The following is a 16,047-nucleotide window of genomic DNA, read 5'->3' on the forward strand; positions in this document are numbered from 1 at the left end:
TTCTCCTCAGTCTAAATCTGAGTCTGAGTCCTTACCAACTAGAGGGTTAGTATGTTTCTCGGCTTTTACATAGATTTCTATCAATTCTTGTTCTTCAATCAACCCTCTGCTAAATTTTATGAGCCCTTGTTCTAATTGTGTCGCACCCATATAGAAACCGTCTGCATGTAACTTGGGTTTAATTTTTGAAGTTATCGTTGGGAATAGTGCAGAGATAACAGCATAGATAGTTAATAAAATCGTGCTGCTATCAGGTGCCTCGTTAATAATCACATCTGCTGAAAAGTAAATCGTAGCTATGGATGTGTATAGCGGGACTAATAACAAAGCGTATTGAATGATTGTCCATAAAGAGAAGGAAGAATACCAGATTAAATATCTATTAACAATAATAGGAGAACAATTACCAAAATTCTCTGTTACAATTATCTTCCTTTGCCGTTTCATCAATATATAAAAGATGGATAGAGCTAAGATAATTAAACCCAGAATCGCAATAGTTGAAATAATTACAACATGTTCCATAGATTCTCACACCAATTTCAATTCAATTCCGTGATCCCGCAGGATATAGTAGGCATTTGCCATGGCTGTATCGTCGGCAAAGCTGTCACGGGAGATAATAATTTTTGCCGGGGCATATTCGGTCATCTGCTCCACGTCCTCCGGCTGCACATTCTCGGCCAAGCAGATCAGCAACAGGCAATCATCGCCCACACCATATACCGTTTTATTGTTAATGGAGAATGAGGTTACGGAGTAGGTCAGCGGCACACCCAGCTTAAGCATAATTTCATAAATCATGTCCAGGTCGGTACGCTCCGGCTTCACCCGGTGGATCATGCTGTTCATCCGCCGGTATAGCAGATCAAGCTGCTCGTCCTCGATGGGTGTAGCGTCCCAGGTTTTCAGATTAGAGGTGTCCAGCTTGAACGCCTTAAATCCGACATCAATACCTTTCAATTCTTTCTGAATTTCTCGAACCACTTTTTCTTTAGGCTGGATTATCTCAACTGCTGGAGCTAACGAAGTAACTGTGTGTCCGCCAATTTTAACAGCAAATTTCTCCTCATAAATTGTTTCTGCAATTTTCTTCCCAGCTCTGCGGATGCGCTCCTTTCCTATCTCGCAGATATTCTTGTACCCGGCCTTGTACGCCTCGCTCTTTTCGTCGCACAGTTCGGGGAGCTGCACCAAGATAAAGCGCCGGTTGCCGCCGTCCTCGGCGTTAAGCTGCATCACTGCATGGGCGGTGGTGGCAGATCCAGAGAAGAAGTCAAGGACGATGTCACTATCGTTTTTGGCGGTTATATACTCAACTAATTTTTTAATGTCATCTATACTTTTAGGATTTTCAAAAACTCTTTTACCATCAAATATCTTGACAAATTCATTGGTTGCAGTTTGCGCATAGCTAAAATGCACTGAACGCAACACCTCTTTATCCGCTTCAAAAAGATTCATTCTGACGCGAGGAACCGTGGTTTCATCTTTTCCAAATACTACATGGCCCTTTTCAATTTCTTCTTGTAATCTTTCTGGTGTCGGATACCGCCATCCACTTACTGGTTTTTTGCACACCTTTCCGGTAATAGGGTGTATTACATCGTACATAGGCCCGCCGCCACCAGGCCAATTTATATTACCATCATCTCTATATGGCCCTTTCTCGTCAACTCGTGTAAACCGTGCCAAGGATTTGCGAGGATCATCAGCTGGCCAAGAGGCGTACAACGCCTTCAGGCCCTCATTTACTTTTGTCCAGTCATCGTTATATAAAGTGCGTAGGCGCTGGAACTCTTCCTTTACCTCGTCAATCCCCTCTTTTGTCGCCCGAAGAACAATGCCCTTTTCATAGATGGTTGCAGCACTCTTGAAATAAACCAGCATATACTCATGCCCAACAGAAAAGTATTTTGCGTCATTTTTACGGTTCTTGTCATAAACAAGTGTCGCAACATAGTTTTCCTCACCGAAAACCTCATCGCAAATTTTCTTGAGATTATATAATTCTGCATCATCAATGGAAATGAAAATCACACCATCGTCCCGCAGGAGGTTTGCCGCCAGCCGCAGACGTGGGTACATCATGTTGAGCCAGTTGGTATGAAAGCGCCCCATGGTTTCCGGGTTACTCTTGGTGGTCTGCTGGGTCACTTCCTTGTACCGGGCCATGGGGTCGGCAAAGTCATCGGCATAAACAAAATCGTTGCCGGTATTGTAGGGTGGGTCGATGTAAATCATCTTTACCTTGCGGTAATAAGCCGTTTGCAGCAGCTTCAAAACCTCCAGATTGTCGCCCTCGATGTAGAGGTTCTGGGTGGTGTCCCAGTTGACGCTCTCTTCGGGGCAGGGACGCAGGGTGCCGGTGGAACGCTTCTGGGCCAGCCGCAGGCAGTCCGCCTTGCCTTTCCACTCAAACTTGTACTTCTCAAAATCGTTGTCGATGTACTCGCCGCACAGAGAAAGCAGCTTGTCAATGTCCAGCTTGCCCTCGCTGACGCACTCCGGGAACACCGAGCGCAGCTTGTCCAGGTTGGTTTGTTCTATGTTCATGGATAAACCATCAATCAGATTGTTCATGCTGATTCTCCTCTTGCATTTCTTTCCTTATTGCTGCCTCTAAACGGTCAAACATTGCTGCATCCCGCTTATTTAGTTTCTTCATAACAATTACCATTACGATAATTACAGCTACTACAATCAAGCACAGTAGAACTAAAAACGGCAAAATACTCACAGGATTTTCTTTACGTGTAAGAATGATCTGATTAGAGGGATTATTGATTAAATTTAACTCGCTGATCCCCTCTAAGCGATAATCGAAGTTAATAAGAGGGATACCTCCATCACTTATTATATCAACCGTAAACATTTCTCCTGGATTAAGCAAAAAATTATCAATGGTCAGTTTCTGATTGCTAAAACTACTATTTTCGACGACTTCTTCCCTGATATACTGATTGGAGCAATCGCCTATATTAACCGATAATATCTCGTCTGTTTCCCCAAAAGCAATAATAAATGGCCGCAAAAAGTCACTATTTGTTATTGGGTAAGCTCCAGTATTTTGAATTACAATCGAAGTTATGCACGGTTTTGAAACCTCACGTTCTCCGTACAATAATTTCAAGTTACTATCGTTTCCCAGCATCAGTACAAGACTTTTGCTATTTGTCGTTATACAACTAAGCTCTTTCTGCGGAAGTGTCACAGGCTGTTTGGAAATCCAGATTGTAAGGCAGATGCTTCCGATAGCCACAAGAAAACTGATTATATTAAAAGCAACCGAATATTTGTTGTAAAAATCAGTTATTTTCTTTCGCATTCTTATCAATCACCACCACAAATTCTCTCTGCACCCTTGCCGTCAGCTTTTCTTTGTCGGCAAAAGATTTCATTTTTTCTTCCAGCTCCATATCCAGCCGCATGGCGTCAAAGAACTGGCTCTCCTGGTGCTTCATATATTCCTGCCGAAGCTGGTTGATTTTCTTCTGTGCAGCCAGACGTTTCAGCCGGTCGCCGGTGACGGCCTCCAGCTCCGCTTGCGCCTGCTGTACCTGGCTGTCCAGGGTGTTCAGTTCTCGGCTCAATGCCGCCTTATCAGCGGACACTTGCTGCTTCATCCGCTCCATTTCCTCGGCCTGGGCAGGCGAAAGGCGCTCCAGTTGCTCCGCCATCATCTTATCACTCGGCACCAGCCGATCCAGCGGGTGGGGGCGGCTGGTTCCTTTTAACCAGTGGGGGGATCTCCGCTCATCCTCCGTGCTGCTCTCCACCGGCAAGTCAAAGATGCTGCGGCAAGCTGCATCGTCCAGGGCCTTGCCGCTATCCGTCAAACCGCACAGTACGGCGTGTTCTGTGCGGCTGGAGCCTGAAACCAGGGTGACAGTATAAAGGGCTATCTGGCACGGCGCCTGCACCGTCGGGATGGTCAGCACTCCCTCGTTGGCACACTCCAGCTCGTGGAGAATCCCACGGCCTATGATACTGGACAGGGTAATCTGTCCGGCCTTGGGTTTGAAGTCTTTTGCCATGCCGTACATCTTCTGGCTGCGATAGGGCCGGTTCCGGCTCCCCGTCCAGTAGTAGAACAGCACCGGCAGTTCCCGGTACTCCGTGGCCGTGATCGTACGGTTGAATTCGTCAATCACAAAACGGCAATCATCGTTCTTTTCATTATAACGAGTAAAAAACCATTTGGTAATTTCCCAGAGGTCGTTGTTCAGCTCCTGTCCACGGCGATTCACATACTTGGGATTGATCTTCACCTTGTCGGCCAGTTCCTTGGTGAAGGTGGTAAACAGAATATCCTCCGCTGCGGAGACGGTCTGCCGGTTATCTTCCTCGTGGGTACTCAGGGTGTGGCGGTATGCCTGCTCAATCTGCGCCCTGGGCCGCAACCGCTGGGCAATGACCGGAAAGGCTGCTTTTACATCATCTGTAAAACCGCCCAGCACGTCATCGGTAATACCAAAGACACCGTCTGTCACCAGCATCCGCTTGTTGACCAGCTCCAGCTTGCGAACATCGGCAAAGTTGTTCTTGTCGATGAAGGCCACTGACAGCACATCGTTTTCCTGACCCAGCCGGTGGCAGCGGTCGATACGCTGCTCCAGCTTTAAGGTGTTGTACAGCAAGTCGTAGTGGATGATGAAAGCAGCCTCCTCCAGATTGAAGCCCTTGGCACCGTTATCGGTAGAAATCAGCACCTCGCCATCCTCCTTGAACTGGTGGATCACGGAGTAATCGGCGCTGCCGTTGTAGGCCAGAGTGCGGTACCGGCCAGAAAGAAGATTCTGGAGCATCTTCTGGGTTTCCACGCTCTCGGTGAAGATAACCGCTTTCTGTTTGGCTCCCGTTTTCTTCATAAGGGAAAATCCCTGTTTGAGAACGGTCAGCAGCTCACCGGCCTTGGCATCCTGGGGAATGCTTTCGGCTACGGTTTGAATCTCTTGCCATTGGCTTAGTTCGTCCGCTGCGTTTTCCAGCCCCTGGAGCCGCTTGACGATACCTTTGATGGTTTGCAAAATTGCCGCCGTAGAGGAACCCAACAGGCCAAGTAACCGCAGAGCCAGGTCATATTGGTTCATTTCGGGAAAGGCTCTCTTTTCCGTCTGGTTGATGTAGGCGTACAGCAGCTCATAGAGCTGCCGCTCTGCCTTGCCGGGGGTGTACTCCACGGTCAGCAGCACACGTTCCGTCACCTTGGCGTAGTGCTTGGCCTGGGAACGGAGGGTACGGAAACAATAGCGGCTGACCTGTTCGCTGAGTTCCGGGTAGTTCTCTGGTCGGCGCAGATACCGGGCCAGAAACTCTTTTTCTCCCGGCAGCAGCGTTTCGTCGATGAACCAGATCAGACCGTATAAGTCCATGATGTTCTTTTCAATGGGAGTGCCGGTCAGCAGCAGCTTGAAAGAATCACCGGCGATCCGCTTGAGGGCCTTGGCCTGCTTGTTGTCCTCCTGGTAGACCGGGGACAGGGCGTTAGCCTCTTCAAATACCGTCAAGTCCCAGTTGACCACCTTTGCAGCCTCCTCGTTGTCGGCGGCAAAGTCGTAGGTGGTTACGACTATGGCATCCTGGATAAAGGCGTTGGGATGGTCGGGGGCGCTGTGGGCCTGCCATTCTTTGCGGCTGGTCAAAACCACATAGGGAACGGTATAGAATCGATCCAGCATTTCCGTCCACTGGTGCAGCAGGTCGGCATTGGGAATAACCAGCAGAATCCGGCTGCATCCCTCCAGCCACTTTTGATTGATGACCAGCATGGCCTCGTGGCTCTTGCCCATACCGGCTTCATCGCACAGGACAGCACCTTTCTGATAGGGGGAACGCAGGGCAAAGCTGGCCGCTGCAATTTGGAACGGATAGATTTCAATGTCCGATGATGCAAAGACCGGAATAAACTGTTCTGCTTCCGGCAGTTGTTCCAAAAGCCGGGCCTTGTAATAGGCATGAAACGGTGTTTGCGGCATGGCAATTCCCCCCTTTTTCTTTTATTTACACTCCTTTTTATTATGGCAGATATTGACGAAAAACGCAACGACGATTGATTCCTTTATTTAAGGGGAAAATGTCATTTTCAAAATAAAGACCACAGTCAGTGCCGGACTGATTGTGGTCAAAAAGCATTATAAAAATGTGATATTGTTTATGCCTTAATTCGTTGCTGAATGGTAAAACACCCTTGACAAATCTCTTTCCAGAAAAAGATGTTAGAGGACTATGCCCGCCGGAATGGGCTACCGAACCCCACCCACTTCACCGATGACGGTGTATCAGGAACCCGCTTTGACCGTCCCGGCTTTCTGGCGATGATGGAGGAAGTCGAGGCCGGACGGGTGGAGGCCATCGTCATAAAGGACATGAGCCGCCTGGGGCGCGACTATCTGAAAGTCGGCCAGGTCATGGAGATTTTGCGGCAGCGCGGTGTCCGGCTGATCGCCATCAATGACGGTGTGGACAGTCTAAAAGGCGATGATGATTTTACCCCTTTCCGCAACATTATGAAGAACATAAGCTGTTTGGGAAGGGTGTTCTGCTGAATCACTCTTTTTCGACAAAACGATGCGGTTCAATCGCAAACCGTTTTCATAGAATGTTGTCAGGTGTATGCCCGGACTGCGGATGCAGCCGGGTCTTTTCTTTTTCCCATTATACCACACCAACAAAGCGGTAAAAGATTTTAATGTCCTGACGGCGCTGACCGTCTATAACGGAGCGTTCTCCGATCTCGATGTGGTCAATCAGTTCCTCAACGATTTCCCGGTCAAGCTCCTGCACATTCAGGTAGCGGCGGACGATGCCTGCCCACTGTCGGATATTTTCAACCTCCTGCCGGGCTTTTCGTTCCTCTGCCAGAAGAACCTCCAGACGCTCTGCCTTTTGGATGCGTTCCTGTTCACTTTTTTGAATCAGGACAGCAAAGGTGTCGTTGTTGATTATGCCGCTGACCTTATCTTCATAAAGTTTAGCGGTCATGTGTTCCAGCTCTCCGATACGCCGCCGCAACCGGCTGATTTCCAGTTTGGAATCCTCCTGTCTGGCTGCGCTTTCGGAAAGTATCTGCTGTTTCAGCTTGTCCAGCACGGCATTTTCATCCTGTGCTACCGCCCGGCTGTGCGCCCTGATTTCATTCAGCACCAGCGTTTTCAGCGAGATTTCATAAATCCGATGCCAGGAACAGGCGCTGCGTCCGGTGGTGGCAAAGTGGGAGCAGATATAGGAAACATATCGCTTGGATGTCCCATTTTTTCTGCGCTGGGTCTCGCGGGTGGCTGCCAGAGGATGCCCACAATCGGCACAGACCAGTTTGCCGGTGAACAGGGCGGGCAGAGGGGCGGCATGATTTGCCACCTGCTGTTTGACTGCCCGGTTCTTTTCCTGAACCGCCTCCCACAGTTCCCGGTCAACGATTGCTTCGTGGGCATCCTCGTGGCAAATCCATTCCGTTTCCGGCTTCTGTATCATGGTTTTGTCCTTGTAGGAATGGGAGCCGGTGCGGTTCTGTGTGACTATGCCGAGATAAACAGTATCGTTCAGGATGTTTTTTACCGTGGCATAGGTCCAAAGTTTGGAGTATTTGCAGCTGCCCTTTTTTCCGTAGTGCAGTTCCCAATGCCAGCGGGGAGAAAGGATGCTTTTCTCGTTCAGTGCCGCCGCAATCTTGCCGTAGGCCATGCCGGAGCAGCGCATCCGGTAGATTTCCCGCACCACAGCGGCGGCTTCTTCATCCACCACCAGCCGGTGTTTGTCCTCATCGCTCTTGCGGTATCCGTAAGGAGCGTAGGCGGTCAAGTATTGGCCGCTTTTCTTTTTGGCGTACAGCACCGATTTGATTTTTCCCGACAGGTCTTTCAGATGGTAGTCGTTCATCAAACTGCGGAAGTGCAGCATATCGGTGTTGTCGCCCTCGCTGTCCAGACAGTCCAGCACAGATACAAACCGGCAGCCCAGGGACGGGAAAATCACATCCGTATAGCGGCCCACCTTCACAAAGTCACGCCCCAGGCGGGACAGGTCTTTAACCAGAATCAGGTTAATCAGGCCGTGGCGGGCGTCCTCCAGCATTTCCAAAAATCCGGGCCGCTGAAAATTCCCGCCGCTGTACCCATCGTCCCGATAGGTCTTGACCTCGATCCAGCCGTTGAGCATGACAAATTTGGAGAGAATTTCGTACTGATTTTCTATGCTGGCCGATTCATCGCCGGGGATATAGTTCTTTGCCTTTGCGGAATTGGAGGCATCGTCCACGCTCAGGCGGCAGTAGATGCCGACCTTATATTGCTTCTTCAAGTGGCTGCCTCCTTTCCTCCTGTGACAGCGCCGCGTCCACATTGCCCACATAGCGGTAGTAAACACGGAGGTCACAAATCCGCTGTCCGCCCAGTTTTCGAGTTTCTCCAACCTCAATGCGGTCCACCAGTTCAAAGAGGATGGATTCGTCCAGCTCCGTAATCTCTGTGTACCGGCGGATAACGGTCAGCCAGCGATTTGCGTCCGTGCGGTTCTCCAGGTAGCTTTTGACCTTGCGCTCCAGTTCCGGGATGGCTTCGGACTTTTCCGCCCGTTCCGCTTCGTATTTGTGCATTAAGGTCTGAAAAACGGTCTGCGGAATGGTTCCGGCACATTTATCCTCGTAGAGATTCTGCATCAGCCGTTCCAGTTCGGAAAGCCGCGCCGTATATGTTTTCAGCTCCTGCTCGCAGGAGGAAAGGCGGCTTTTGGCTTCCTTATCCTTCAGGCGGATAATCTGCTGCACCAGTTGTTCTGGGTCATATTCCGCAAAACGGGCCTTTTCCCGAATGTCCTCCAACACCAGCTGGGTCAGCACATTTTCATAGATGGTGTGAATTGTGCAGGCTCCCTTTCCGCTGCGGGAGTAGTTCCCGCAAATAAAGGAGCTGTACCGCCCCGGTGTCCCGTCCTTATAGGTGAATCGCTCCACCTGATTCCGCATTTTGAAACCGCAGTCCGCACAGTACACAAGGCCGGTGAAGATACTCTTATAGCCATCAGCGGAAGAAGATTTCCGTACCTTCTTTTTGTCAATGCTGACCACGGTATCCCACAGCTCCTGTGAGATAATCGGTTCATGGGTCCCTTCCACACGAATCCATTCTTCCTCCGGTTTGCCCACGAGTTTGCGTGACTTATACGACAGCGTTCCGGTCTTTCCCTGGACCATGTTGCCGATATAAACCTCGCTGCGGACGATGTTTTTCACCGTCTGGTCTGCCCATTTGTGGTTGACCCGGCGCGGATCGCTCTGTCCCTTGCGCTGGTAGTACAATACACCGGGGGACGGGATGCCTTCCTCGTTCAGCATAACGGCGATGGCGTGAAACCCTGTTCCGGCTGCCCGCATCTCAAAGATACGGCGCACAATCGGGGCGGTGTCCTCATCAATCACCAGGTGGTGCTTATCCGCCGGGTCCCGCTTGTAGCCGTAGGCAGGGTAGGTTCCCATGAATTTGCCGCTTTCAGCACAGGCTTTTTTGACCGCCTTGACCTTCTTGCTTGTGTCGCGGCTATAAAATTCGTTAAATAAATTCAAAAAGCACATGACATCGGTGCTGCCATTGGCGCTTTCCGTGTCAATGCCGTTGTTCAGAGCGATAAACCGACAGCCCAGGGACGGAAACAGGTAGTCTGTGTACTGTCCAAATTCGATGTAGTTACGGCCAAAACGGGACAGGTCTTTGACCAGGATCACATTGATCCGCTTGGCCTTGGCGTCCTCAATCAAACGCTTGACCCCAGGACGGTCAAAATTCGTACCTGAATAGCCATCGTCGATATAGGTATCAATTTCATTCCAGCCCCGCTGCCGTACATAGTTCTGAAGCAGCAGCTTCTGGTTCTCAATACTGACGGATTCGCCGTCGCGTTCATCGTCGTTACTTAAACGGCAGTAGATGCCGACGTTGTATGTTTTTGTAGTCATCTTTATTTTCCCTCCCGACAATTCAGATTCCATACCTCGTGCGGCGTGATGGCTCCACAGGGAATCTCCCTGTATGAACATCGTAGCGGAGAATCCATCGCCGCGCAAGGATGCGGCAAGGCCGGGAGGATAGTGTAACTATGTAGCCGTGTGTGCGGAGCAGCCGACAGATGTGGAAACCTCCGACATGGCGCGCCGGACAGCCAGCTGCTCCAAAGTCTTTCCCAGCTCCTTTTCGCCCGAAAAAAAGCTGGTCACACGGTAAATGGTTTTCCCAATTTTCACCTCTTTGTAGGAGGTTGTAGGGGGATTCTTCTGATCCATACTGACGCACCTCCAGTCAAAAACTGCTTCTTCATAAGATATGAGGAAACATTTTGTCTCAATTCATATAAAAAAGCAGCCGTACCGATAAAGTTGAGGGGATATGCTAACCAGTCAATCGGTACGGCTGCTGTATGATAGTTTGGTTATTGCTCGCCACATTTGCCACGCATCCCTGACGATGGGGACATTCCCGGTCTCCGCTGGCGCGGATGTCATAACTCCGCAGCGTCGTTTTACTCGTGCGCCGCAGGGTTCCGCCTCAAGTCCGTGGGCGGGTGTGAACAAGTATCTTTAAGCCCCCATGGAGTCCTCGCGCTCGAAGTGCCACCTCCGGGTCTCAGGCTGGCGTTGATCGCTGGGAACAGCCTTGTTTATCACCTCCTTGGCTGTCCATCTTGGCGGCGCGCCTGATTCGCTCGTACATGGGTTATGTACCAGAAATGCCGTCTATTCAATTGTCAAAGTACCATCGAAGGGGAAAACTTGTCCTTCTATTAACACTGACAAAAGGGGCAAAAAACAGGCGCTTCAAATGAAACTTTATCAAAAAATTTTTGCCAACTGTTTCAGCCCACGCCGGATGCTGTCACGGACACGGCTCGGATCTACACCTTCGGCTCCGGCAATCTCATTTACGCTCATCCCCAGATAGTACCGAGCATAAATTCTTTTTGCCTGTTTCTCCGGCAAAGCCATCACGGCGGAGTAAATCTGCTCGCGCAGCTGCTTTTCCTCCAGAAGCATCTCCGGCGTCTCCAGCTTTCGCAGGACCGCATTTTCAATTCCATTCTCACAGTCCAGGGAGTACTGCGCCTTATAGCGATACATTTTTCGCTCATAGGCTGCTTCAGCTCGCTCGTCAGACTGAAACACCGCTTGTACTTCATCGGTTACTTCCAAAAAGGCATCGGTTTTATAAACATCGGGATACAGATCCCGAAGATTGACTTTCTTCATTATGTACCTCCATTTCGATTCACGGGTGATTAGCGGGTGAATCGAATGGAGGCGGGGAACGGCATCGAGGCCGTTTGGGGACATTCGGCAAAAAACGACAAGCAAAAGCGCCAGTCTCCCATTCCAGGAAACTGGCGCAACAAAAAAGATCATTATTATTCCGGTTTGCGCAGAACGATAATACCGACAGGTTGCCGAACTGCCCCGGAGGGGAAGCTACACTTTTTTTAGCAAGTGAAGATTATGAGAACTGTAAAAGGTTAAAACAAACAAAGCGGCATCCTCCTATATGCCGCTGTAAATAACCTTTCTGTCTACGCAGTATAAAGCGGCAGCTATTCAGCAAGCCGCGTTTTCATTGAACCATTACTCAATTAACAGCTGCTCGCCATTATTGAGAGCTATGGTATAGAACAGAAAGCAAGATTTACTTTAGATTTATACAAGATTTGCACAAGAAATACCTATACTTCGAATTTGTAGCCTATTCCTCGAATGCTTTTAATATGTTCTGATGCAGTTTCCGAACTTTTTAACTTTTACCGTAAATTACTTATATGGCTTGAAATCGCATTGCGTGAATAAAACGAAAAATCATCATGCCAAACAGAATCCATTATCATTTCATAAGTATAGACTTGCCGTTGATTCATAATTAGCAGCGCAAGAATATCAAACTCTTTTTCGGTCAAATCAATGCATACCCCAGCTATCTCTACAGACCTGTACTCTAAGCAGAAAGACAAGTCTTTCACAGTGATGATTGTTAGCGGTCTTCTTTTATCTTTTGGTATTTTCAAACAATTTCTCATACTATTTTTCTCTGAAAACATTTCTACCATAGGATGATTATAGGTATGTAAATATTGAGCAGCACCAAAATGGACACATGCATACCGCTGTTCCTCCGAATATGAAGGTGGCACAACAATAATTGGTACCGCACGTTTTTGTCTCAAGATATCCAAATCGTCTTGTGGAATCACATCAGAGCAAATAGCTACGCATATATATTCTTTAAAAGACAGCATTGCGGCCGCTTGTTTAATATTATCAGCATAGTCAAATTCAATTTCAAATTCTTTCCATCGGCCAGCAGTAACCTCATATTCATTATAGGCGTATCCTACGCCCAATACATGCGGAACCATATGTTCACCTCCTACTACTTCTAGCAGACAGTTCAAAGCTGCCGAGCATAAGTTACCCGGCAGCTCTAAACAAAACTATATTTTTCTATGATGGAGAATGCTTTTTTGCGTATCTACAAATCCTCCGTCATCGATTATTTCCCCAGTAAATCAATGCCAGTGCGCCGGGACCGGTGTGTGCTCCGATGATAGGGCCAATATAAGCAATACAAATCTCAGAATCCGGGAATTGTTCCAACAACCTTTCTTTCAGCATATCTGCTGCTTCAGGGTCATCGGCATGACCTATCAGAATCGATTTACCAAGTTCAGGTTTCCAGCCCTGTTCCATTCGGGCAATCTGAGTGGTAACAGCCTTTTTTCTTCCACGAGGTTTTTCCACTGCTTGCAGCTTTCCTTCGCTGTCCACATGAAGCAACGGTTTGATCTGCAAAGCCGTTCCCATTGCGGCTGCGGCACCTGAAACCCGCCCGCCATGTTTCAAATGGGTAAAGGTATCAACCGTAAACCAATGACATACCTCTAATCGGTGTTCCATGACCCAAGAAGCCAATTCATCAATAGACAGTCCTTCCCTCTGCTTTTTCGCAGCTTCTCTGACTAAAAACCCTTCACCCACTGCGGCAGCAAGCGTATCAATGCAGATGATTCTTCTTTCCGGATATTCCTGCTGTAGTTCTTCAACCGCTAAAAACGCAGACTGATATGTACCTGACAGACCAGAGGAAAAACAGAGATACAGAATATCGGTTCCCTGTCGCAGACAGGGTTCAAAATGCTTAAAATAAATCGTTGGGTTGATTTGTGAGGTCGTTGCAAAATTCCCAGCTCTTTGCAAGCGGTAGAACTCCTTGGCTGTGATTCCTTCCGGGGAACCATATGAGTATTCTGTTCCGCCGATCTCAACATTCATAGGAATCATTTCAACAGATGGCAGACCTGCGGTTAACTCCGGTGCGAGATCTGAGGTGGCATCTGTGAAAATTTGATAGCCGTCCATCACTTCTTACACCCACTACAGCCCTGACAAGCAGCCCACAGCTCATCGGCCTTCGGCTTCCAGGTTTCTGCATAAAGTGTAGTCTTATCACACAGATGGTCAACACTTTCCGGGGACTGATACTCGGTAGAATGGGCACCGGATTTCTTTACCATGCTACGCAGACATTCAGGATTTTCCAGCATAGGACACGGCTGGAACATATTATCATTAAAGGGCTGACCGTCGTGATAGGCCATAAACAGCGGAGACTGATATGCTTCCAGCAGGGTCTTTTCACGGATGTTGGAGTCAGAGTAATGGATAAAAGCGCAAGGCTCAATGTCACCATTGGCATTGATATGCAGATAGTTGCGGCCACCAGCAATACAGCCGTTTACAAATTTCGCATCATTCTGAAAGTCAATTGTGAAAATAGGCTTTGTGCTACGGTATTCGCAGATGCGGTTATACATCTTTTCACGCTGGTCAGGAGACGGGAGCAGCTCCACAGCGGAATCGTTGCCCACAGGCATATAGTGGAAGAACCATGCGAACTTCGCACCGCACTCCACCAGATGATCGAAGAACTCATCCGAGCTGATGGAGTCGATGTTCTTGCTGGTATAGCACCCAGATACGCCGAAAGGCAGCTTCTTTTCTTTCAGAATCTTCATCGCCCGCATAGTAGCCTGATAAGTACCCTTGCCACGGCGGAAATCAGTAGCTTCCTCGAAGCCTTCAATGCTGATGGCCGGGTAGAAGTTCTTCACCCGCAGCATCTCATCGGCAAACTTCTCATCGATAAGGGTACCGTTGGTAAAGGCAGAGAATACGCAGTCAGGATGCGCTTCACACAGGCGGAGCAGATCGTTCTTGCGTACCATAGGTTCACCGCCGGTGTAGAGGAACATATAGGTTCCCAGTTCATTGGCCTGATTGATGATGTCATCCAGTTCCTCATAGCTCAGATTCAGCTTATTACCGTATTCTGCCGCCCAACAGCCGGTGCAATGAAGGTTGCAGGCGGAAGTGGGGTCCATCAGGATTGCCCAGGGGATATTGCAGCCGTACTTTTCACGATTAGCCACCTGCTTGCGGCTGCCTAAGAGAGATGCATTGACAATAAAATTGCGGAAGAACACTTTGCGGACTTCAGAATCAATGTCCGTCCAAAGGCTGTTGATCAGGCGCATCCAGTTGCTGTCAGGCTGCTCCATCACCTTACGGATTTGCTGGCGCTGTGTGAGATAGAGGTTATCCTTATCGAACTTATCCGCCCAATCTAACAACTTGGGGAATGCTTCCTGCGGATTGCTGTCAACATATTTCAGCACTTGATTGACGGCGAAAGCCTGTACGCTGTCTTTAATAGAATTACTCATGGTTTTGTCTCCTTTTCTATTTTTTTCATTCTTTGTTTTTCATCAGATCATTCAAGACAATCGCTTGTTCACTCATTTCAAATACTCCTCCTTATAAAAATTTTTCCGCAGAATTGCGATGTTCTTCTCAAAATCCTCCATGACAGCCTGAAAATCGAAAGCCGCCGCCCCCCGGTACCCGGCCACATAGCCCTCGGCCATCAGAAGCAGCATCTGAAAGACCGGCTGGGCATCCTCTGGGTCTTTGAATTTCAAAGCATCCTCTTCCCGCAGAACAAGATCGTTTCGGAATCTGCCGGTCTCCTCCGTCAGGATCGCCAGCGTATCCGTCACCTCGGGAGAATTTTCCTCCCAGGCACTGGTAATAAACTGCAAGATAAAAGGCTGATTTTGGAGCCCCTCCATTTTCATGCGGCTGGATGCCAGAATCCTGTCGAACAAATCTGTTTCGGAATCGAGGGCTTCCTTATCAAATAGTCCCTCTATGATTTTCTTGCAGTATTCCAGCAGGTAAATGTAGAGCTGCTTTTTACTGCCGAAATACTGAAACACAGACGCTTTGGAAATGTGTGCGGCTACCGCAATATCATTGATTGAGGCTTTTTCATAACCAAACTTGCCGAAGCACTGGAGCGCCGCATTGAGAATGGTCAATCTCTTTTCTTCGGTCAGGGCCAAAAATTTGTCCAATTCATTTCCTCCTTTTTACACAATAACCGTTTCGGTTATTTAGAGTATAGCACCAATAACCGAAACGGTCAAGTATTTTGGAGTATGATTCAAAAGTTTTCTTTTTATACTGTTAGACCAACGAAGATTAGTCTCGAAAGTACCGGTGTGTTCAAGTCAGCAGTTGCACGAAAATGTAATTCGTTCAAATACTACTACCTGAAATATAAAATTACATTGGGTGATGTCTATGAAATTTGAACGCGATGAGCGCAAATTTGATTTCCACGATATAGGGTGCGAGATAAAGCGCAAAAGAGAAACCAGCGGGATGACACAGGATCAACTGGCCCTTATCATTGACCGTGATCCCCGCACCATCATATATAACGAAAACGACGGTCAGCATCCGAGCTTGAACACTTTTTATCAGATGGTGACAATGTTCGATATATCGGTGGATCAGTTCTTTTATCCAGACATGAGCGCAGATGACGCTTGCAAAAAGCGCATCAATACACTTGCTGCATTAACACTTGACCGATTCGGTTATTGGTGCTATACTCTGAATAACCGAAACGGTTATTGTGTAAGAAGAAGGAAATGAATTGAACAAATTTTTGGCCCTGA

13 protein-coding genes and 1 pseudogene are annotated in these 16,047 nt (G+C 48.3%); 2 read left to right on the top strand and 12 right to left on the bottom strand.

Annotation, left to right across the window (positions count from 1 at the left end):
- Nucleotides 1–6 precede the first annotated feature (6 nt).
- The 4 genes from WMO64_RS12445 to WMO64_RS12460 are packed head-to-tail and all read right to left on the bottom strand — an operon-like array spanning nucleotide 7 to nucleotide 5,978.
- Entirely contained in the window at nucleotides 7–525 is a 519-nt protein-coding gene (locus WMO64_RS12445) for a hypothetical protein (protein ID WP_349232191.1), read from the bottom strand.
- A gap of 6 nt (nucleotides 526–531) precedes the next feature.
- On the bottom strand, nucleotides 532–2,583 hold the full coding sequence (locus WMO64_RS12450; protein WP_349232192.1) for a site-specific DNA-methyltransferase: 2,052 nt from the start codon (nucleotides 2,581–2,583) through the stop codon (nucleotides 532–534).
- The gene (locus tag WMO64_RS12455) at nucleotides 2,567–3,328 is read right to left on the bottom strand and encodes a hypothetical protein (protein ID WP_071432508.1); all 762 of its coding nucleotides are present in this window, start codon (nucleotides 3,326–3,328) and stop codon (nucleotides 2,567–2,569) included. The genes WMO64_RS12450 and WMO64_RS12455 overlap by 17 nt, the downstream gene beginning before the upstream one ends.
- Nucleotides 3,309–5,978 carry an SNF2-related protein gene (locus WMO64_RS12460; RefSeq protein ID WP_235821980.1) on the bottom strand — a complete coding sequence of 890 codons (2,670 nt, stop codon included), beginning with the start codon at nucleotides 5,976–5,978 and terminating at the stop codon, nucleotides 3,309–3,311. Before WMO64_RS12460 ends, WMO64_RS12455 begins: the two co-directional genes overlap by 20 nt.
- A gap of 219 nt (nucleotides 5,979–6,197) precedes the next feature.
- Here WMO64_RS12460 and WMO64_RS12465 point away from each other — a divergent pair.
- A pseudogene (locus WMO64_RS12465) lies at nucleotides 6,198–6,512 on the top strand (recombinase family protein); the annotation flags it as partial.
- Nucleotides 6,513–6,657: 145 nt separating this feature from the next.
- Here the strand turns inward: WMO64_RS12465 and WMO64_RS12470 are convergent.
- The 8 genes from WMO64_RS12470 to WMO64_RS12505 form a co-directional block, all read right to left on the bottom strand.
- Nucleotides 6,658–8,298, bottom strand: a complete 1,641-nt coding sequence (locus WMO64_RS12470) for a recombinase family protein (protein ID WP_016147284.1) — start codon at nucleotides 8,296–8,298, stop codon at nucleotides 6,658–6,660.
- A complete protein-coding gene (locus tag WMO64_RS12475) occupies nucleotides 8,282–9,949 on the bottom strand; it encodes a recombinase family protein (RefSeq protein WP_016147283.1) in 1,668 nt (555 codons plus the stop codon). The genes WMO64_RS12470 and WMO64_RS12475 overlap by 17 nt, the downstream gene beginning before the upstream one ends.
- Before the next feature lie 138 nt (nucleotides 9,950–10,087).
- Nucleotides 10,088–10,273, bottom strand: a complete 186-nt coding sequence (locus WMO64_RS12480; protein WP_016147282.1) for a hypothetical protein — start codon at nucleotides 10,271–10,273, stop codon at nucleotides 10,088–10,090.
- A 546-nt stretch (nucleotides 10,274–10,819) separates the two neighbouring features.
- Entirely contained in the window at nucleotides 10,820–11,233 is a 414-nt protein-coding gene (locus WMO64_RS12485; RefSeq protein WP_016147205.1) for a sigma factor-like helix-turn-helix DNA-binding protein, read from the bottom strand.
- Between the two features lie 539 nt (nucleotides 11,234–11,772).
- Nucleotides 11,773–12,384, bottom strand: a complete 612-nt coding sequence (locus tag WMO64_RS12490; protein ID WP_349232193.1) for a winged helix-turn-helix domain-containing protein — start codon at nucleotides 12,382–12,384, stop codon at nucleotides 11,773–11,775.
- A 127-nt stretch (nucleotides 12,385–12,511) separates the two neighbouring features.
- Nucleotides 12,512–13,384: a DegV family protein gene (locus tag WMO64_RS12495; RefSeq protein ID WP_002587448.1), complete on the bottom strand. Its 873-nt coding sequence runs from the start codon at nucleotides 13,382–13,384 to the stop codon at nucleotides 12,512–12,514.
- On the bottom strand, nucleotides 13,384–14,748 hold the full coding sequence (locus tag WMO64_RS12500; RefSeq protein ID WP_262398491.1) for a radical SAM/SPASM domain-containing protein: 1,365 nt from the start codon (nucleotides 14,746–14,748) through the stop codon (nucleotides 13,384–13,386). The genes WMO64_RS12495 and WMO64_RS12500 overlap by 1 nt, the downstream gene beginning before the upstream one ends.
- Nucleotides 14,749–14,820: 72 nt before the next feature.
- Nucleotides 14,821–15,438: a TetR/AcrR family transcriptional regulator gene (locus tag WMO64_RS12505; protein WP_349232194.1), complete on the bottom strand. Its 618-nt coding sequence runs from the start codon at nucleotides 15,436–15,438 to the stop codon at nucleotides 14,821–14,823.
- A 229-nt stretch (nucleotides 15,439–15,667) separates the two neighbouring features.
- Here WMO64_RS12505 and WMO64_RS12510 point away from each other — a divergent pair, with 229 nt between their 5' ends.
- Nucleotides 15,668–16,024 carry a helix-turn-helix transcriptional regulator gene (locus WMO64_RS12510; protein ID WP_002587442.1) on the top strand — a complete coding sequence of 119 codons (357 nt, stop codon included), beginning with the start codon at nucleotides 15,668–15,670 and terminating at the stop codon, nucleotides 16,022–16,024.
- Nucleotides 16,025–16,047: the final 23 nt, after the last annotated feature.

The sequence above is a fragment of the Pseudoflavonifractor intestinihominis genome, from assembly GCF_040096055.1.
In the GTDB taxonomy this organism is placed as follows: Bacteria; Bacillota; Clostridia; order Oscillospirales; family Oscillospiraceae; genus Pseudoflavonifractor; species Pseudoflavonifractor intestinihominis.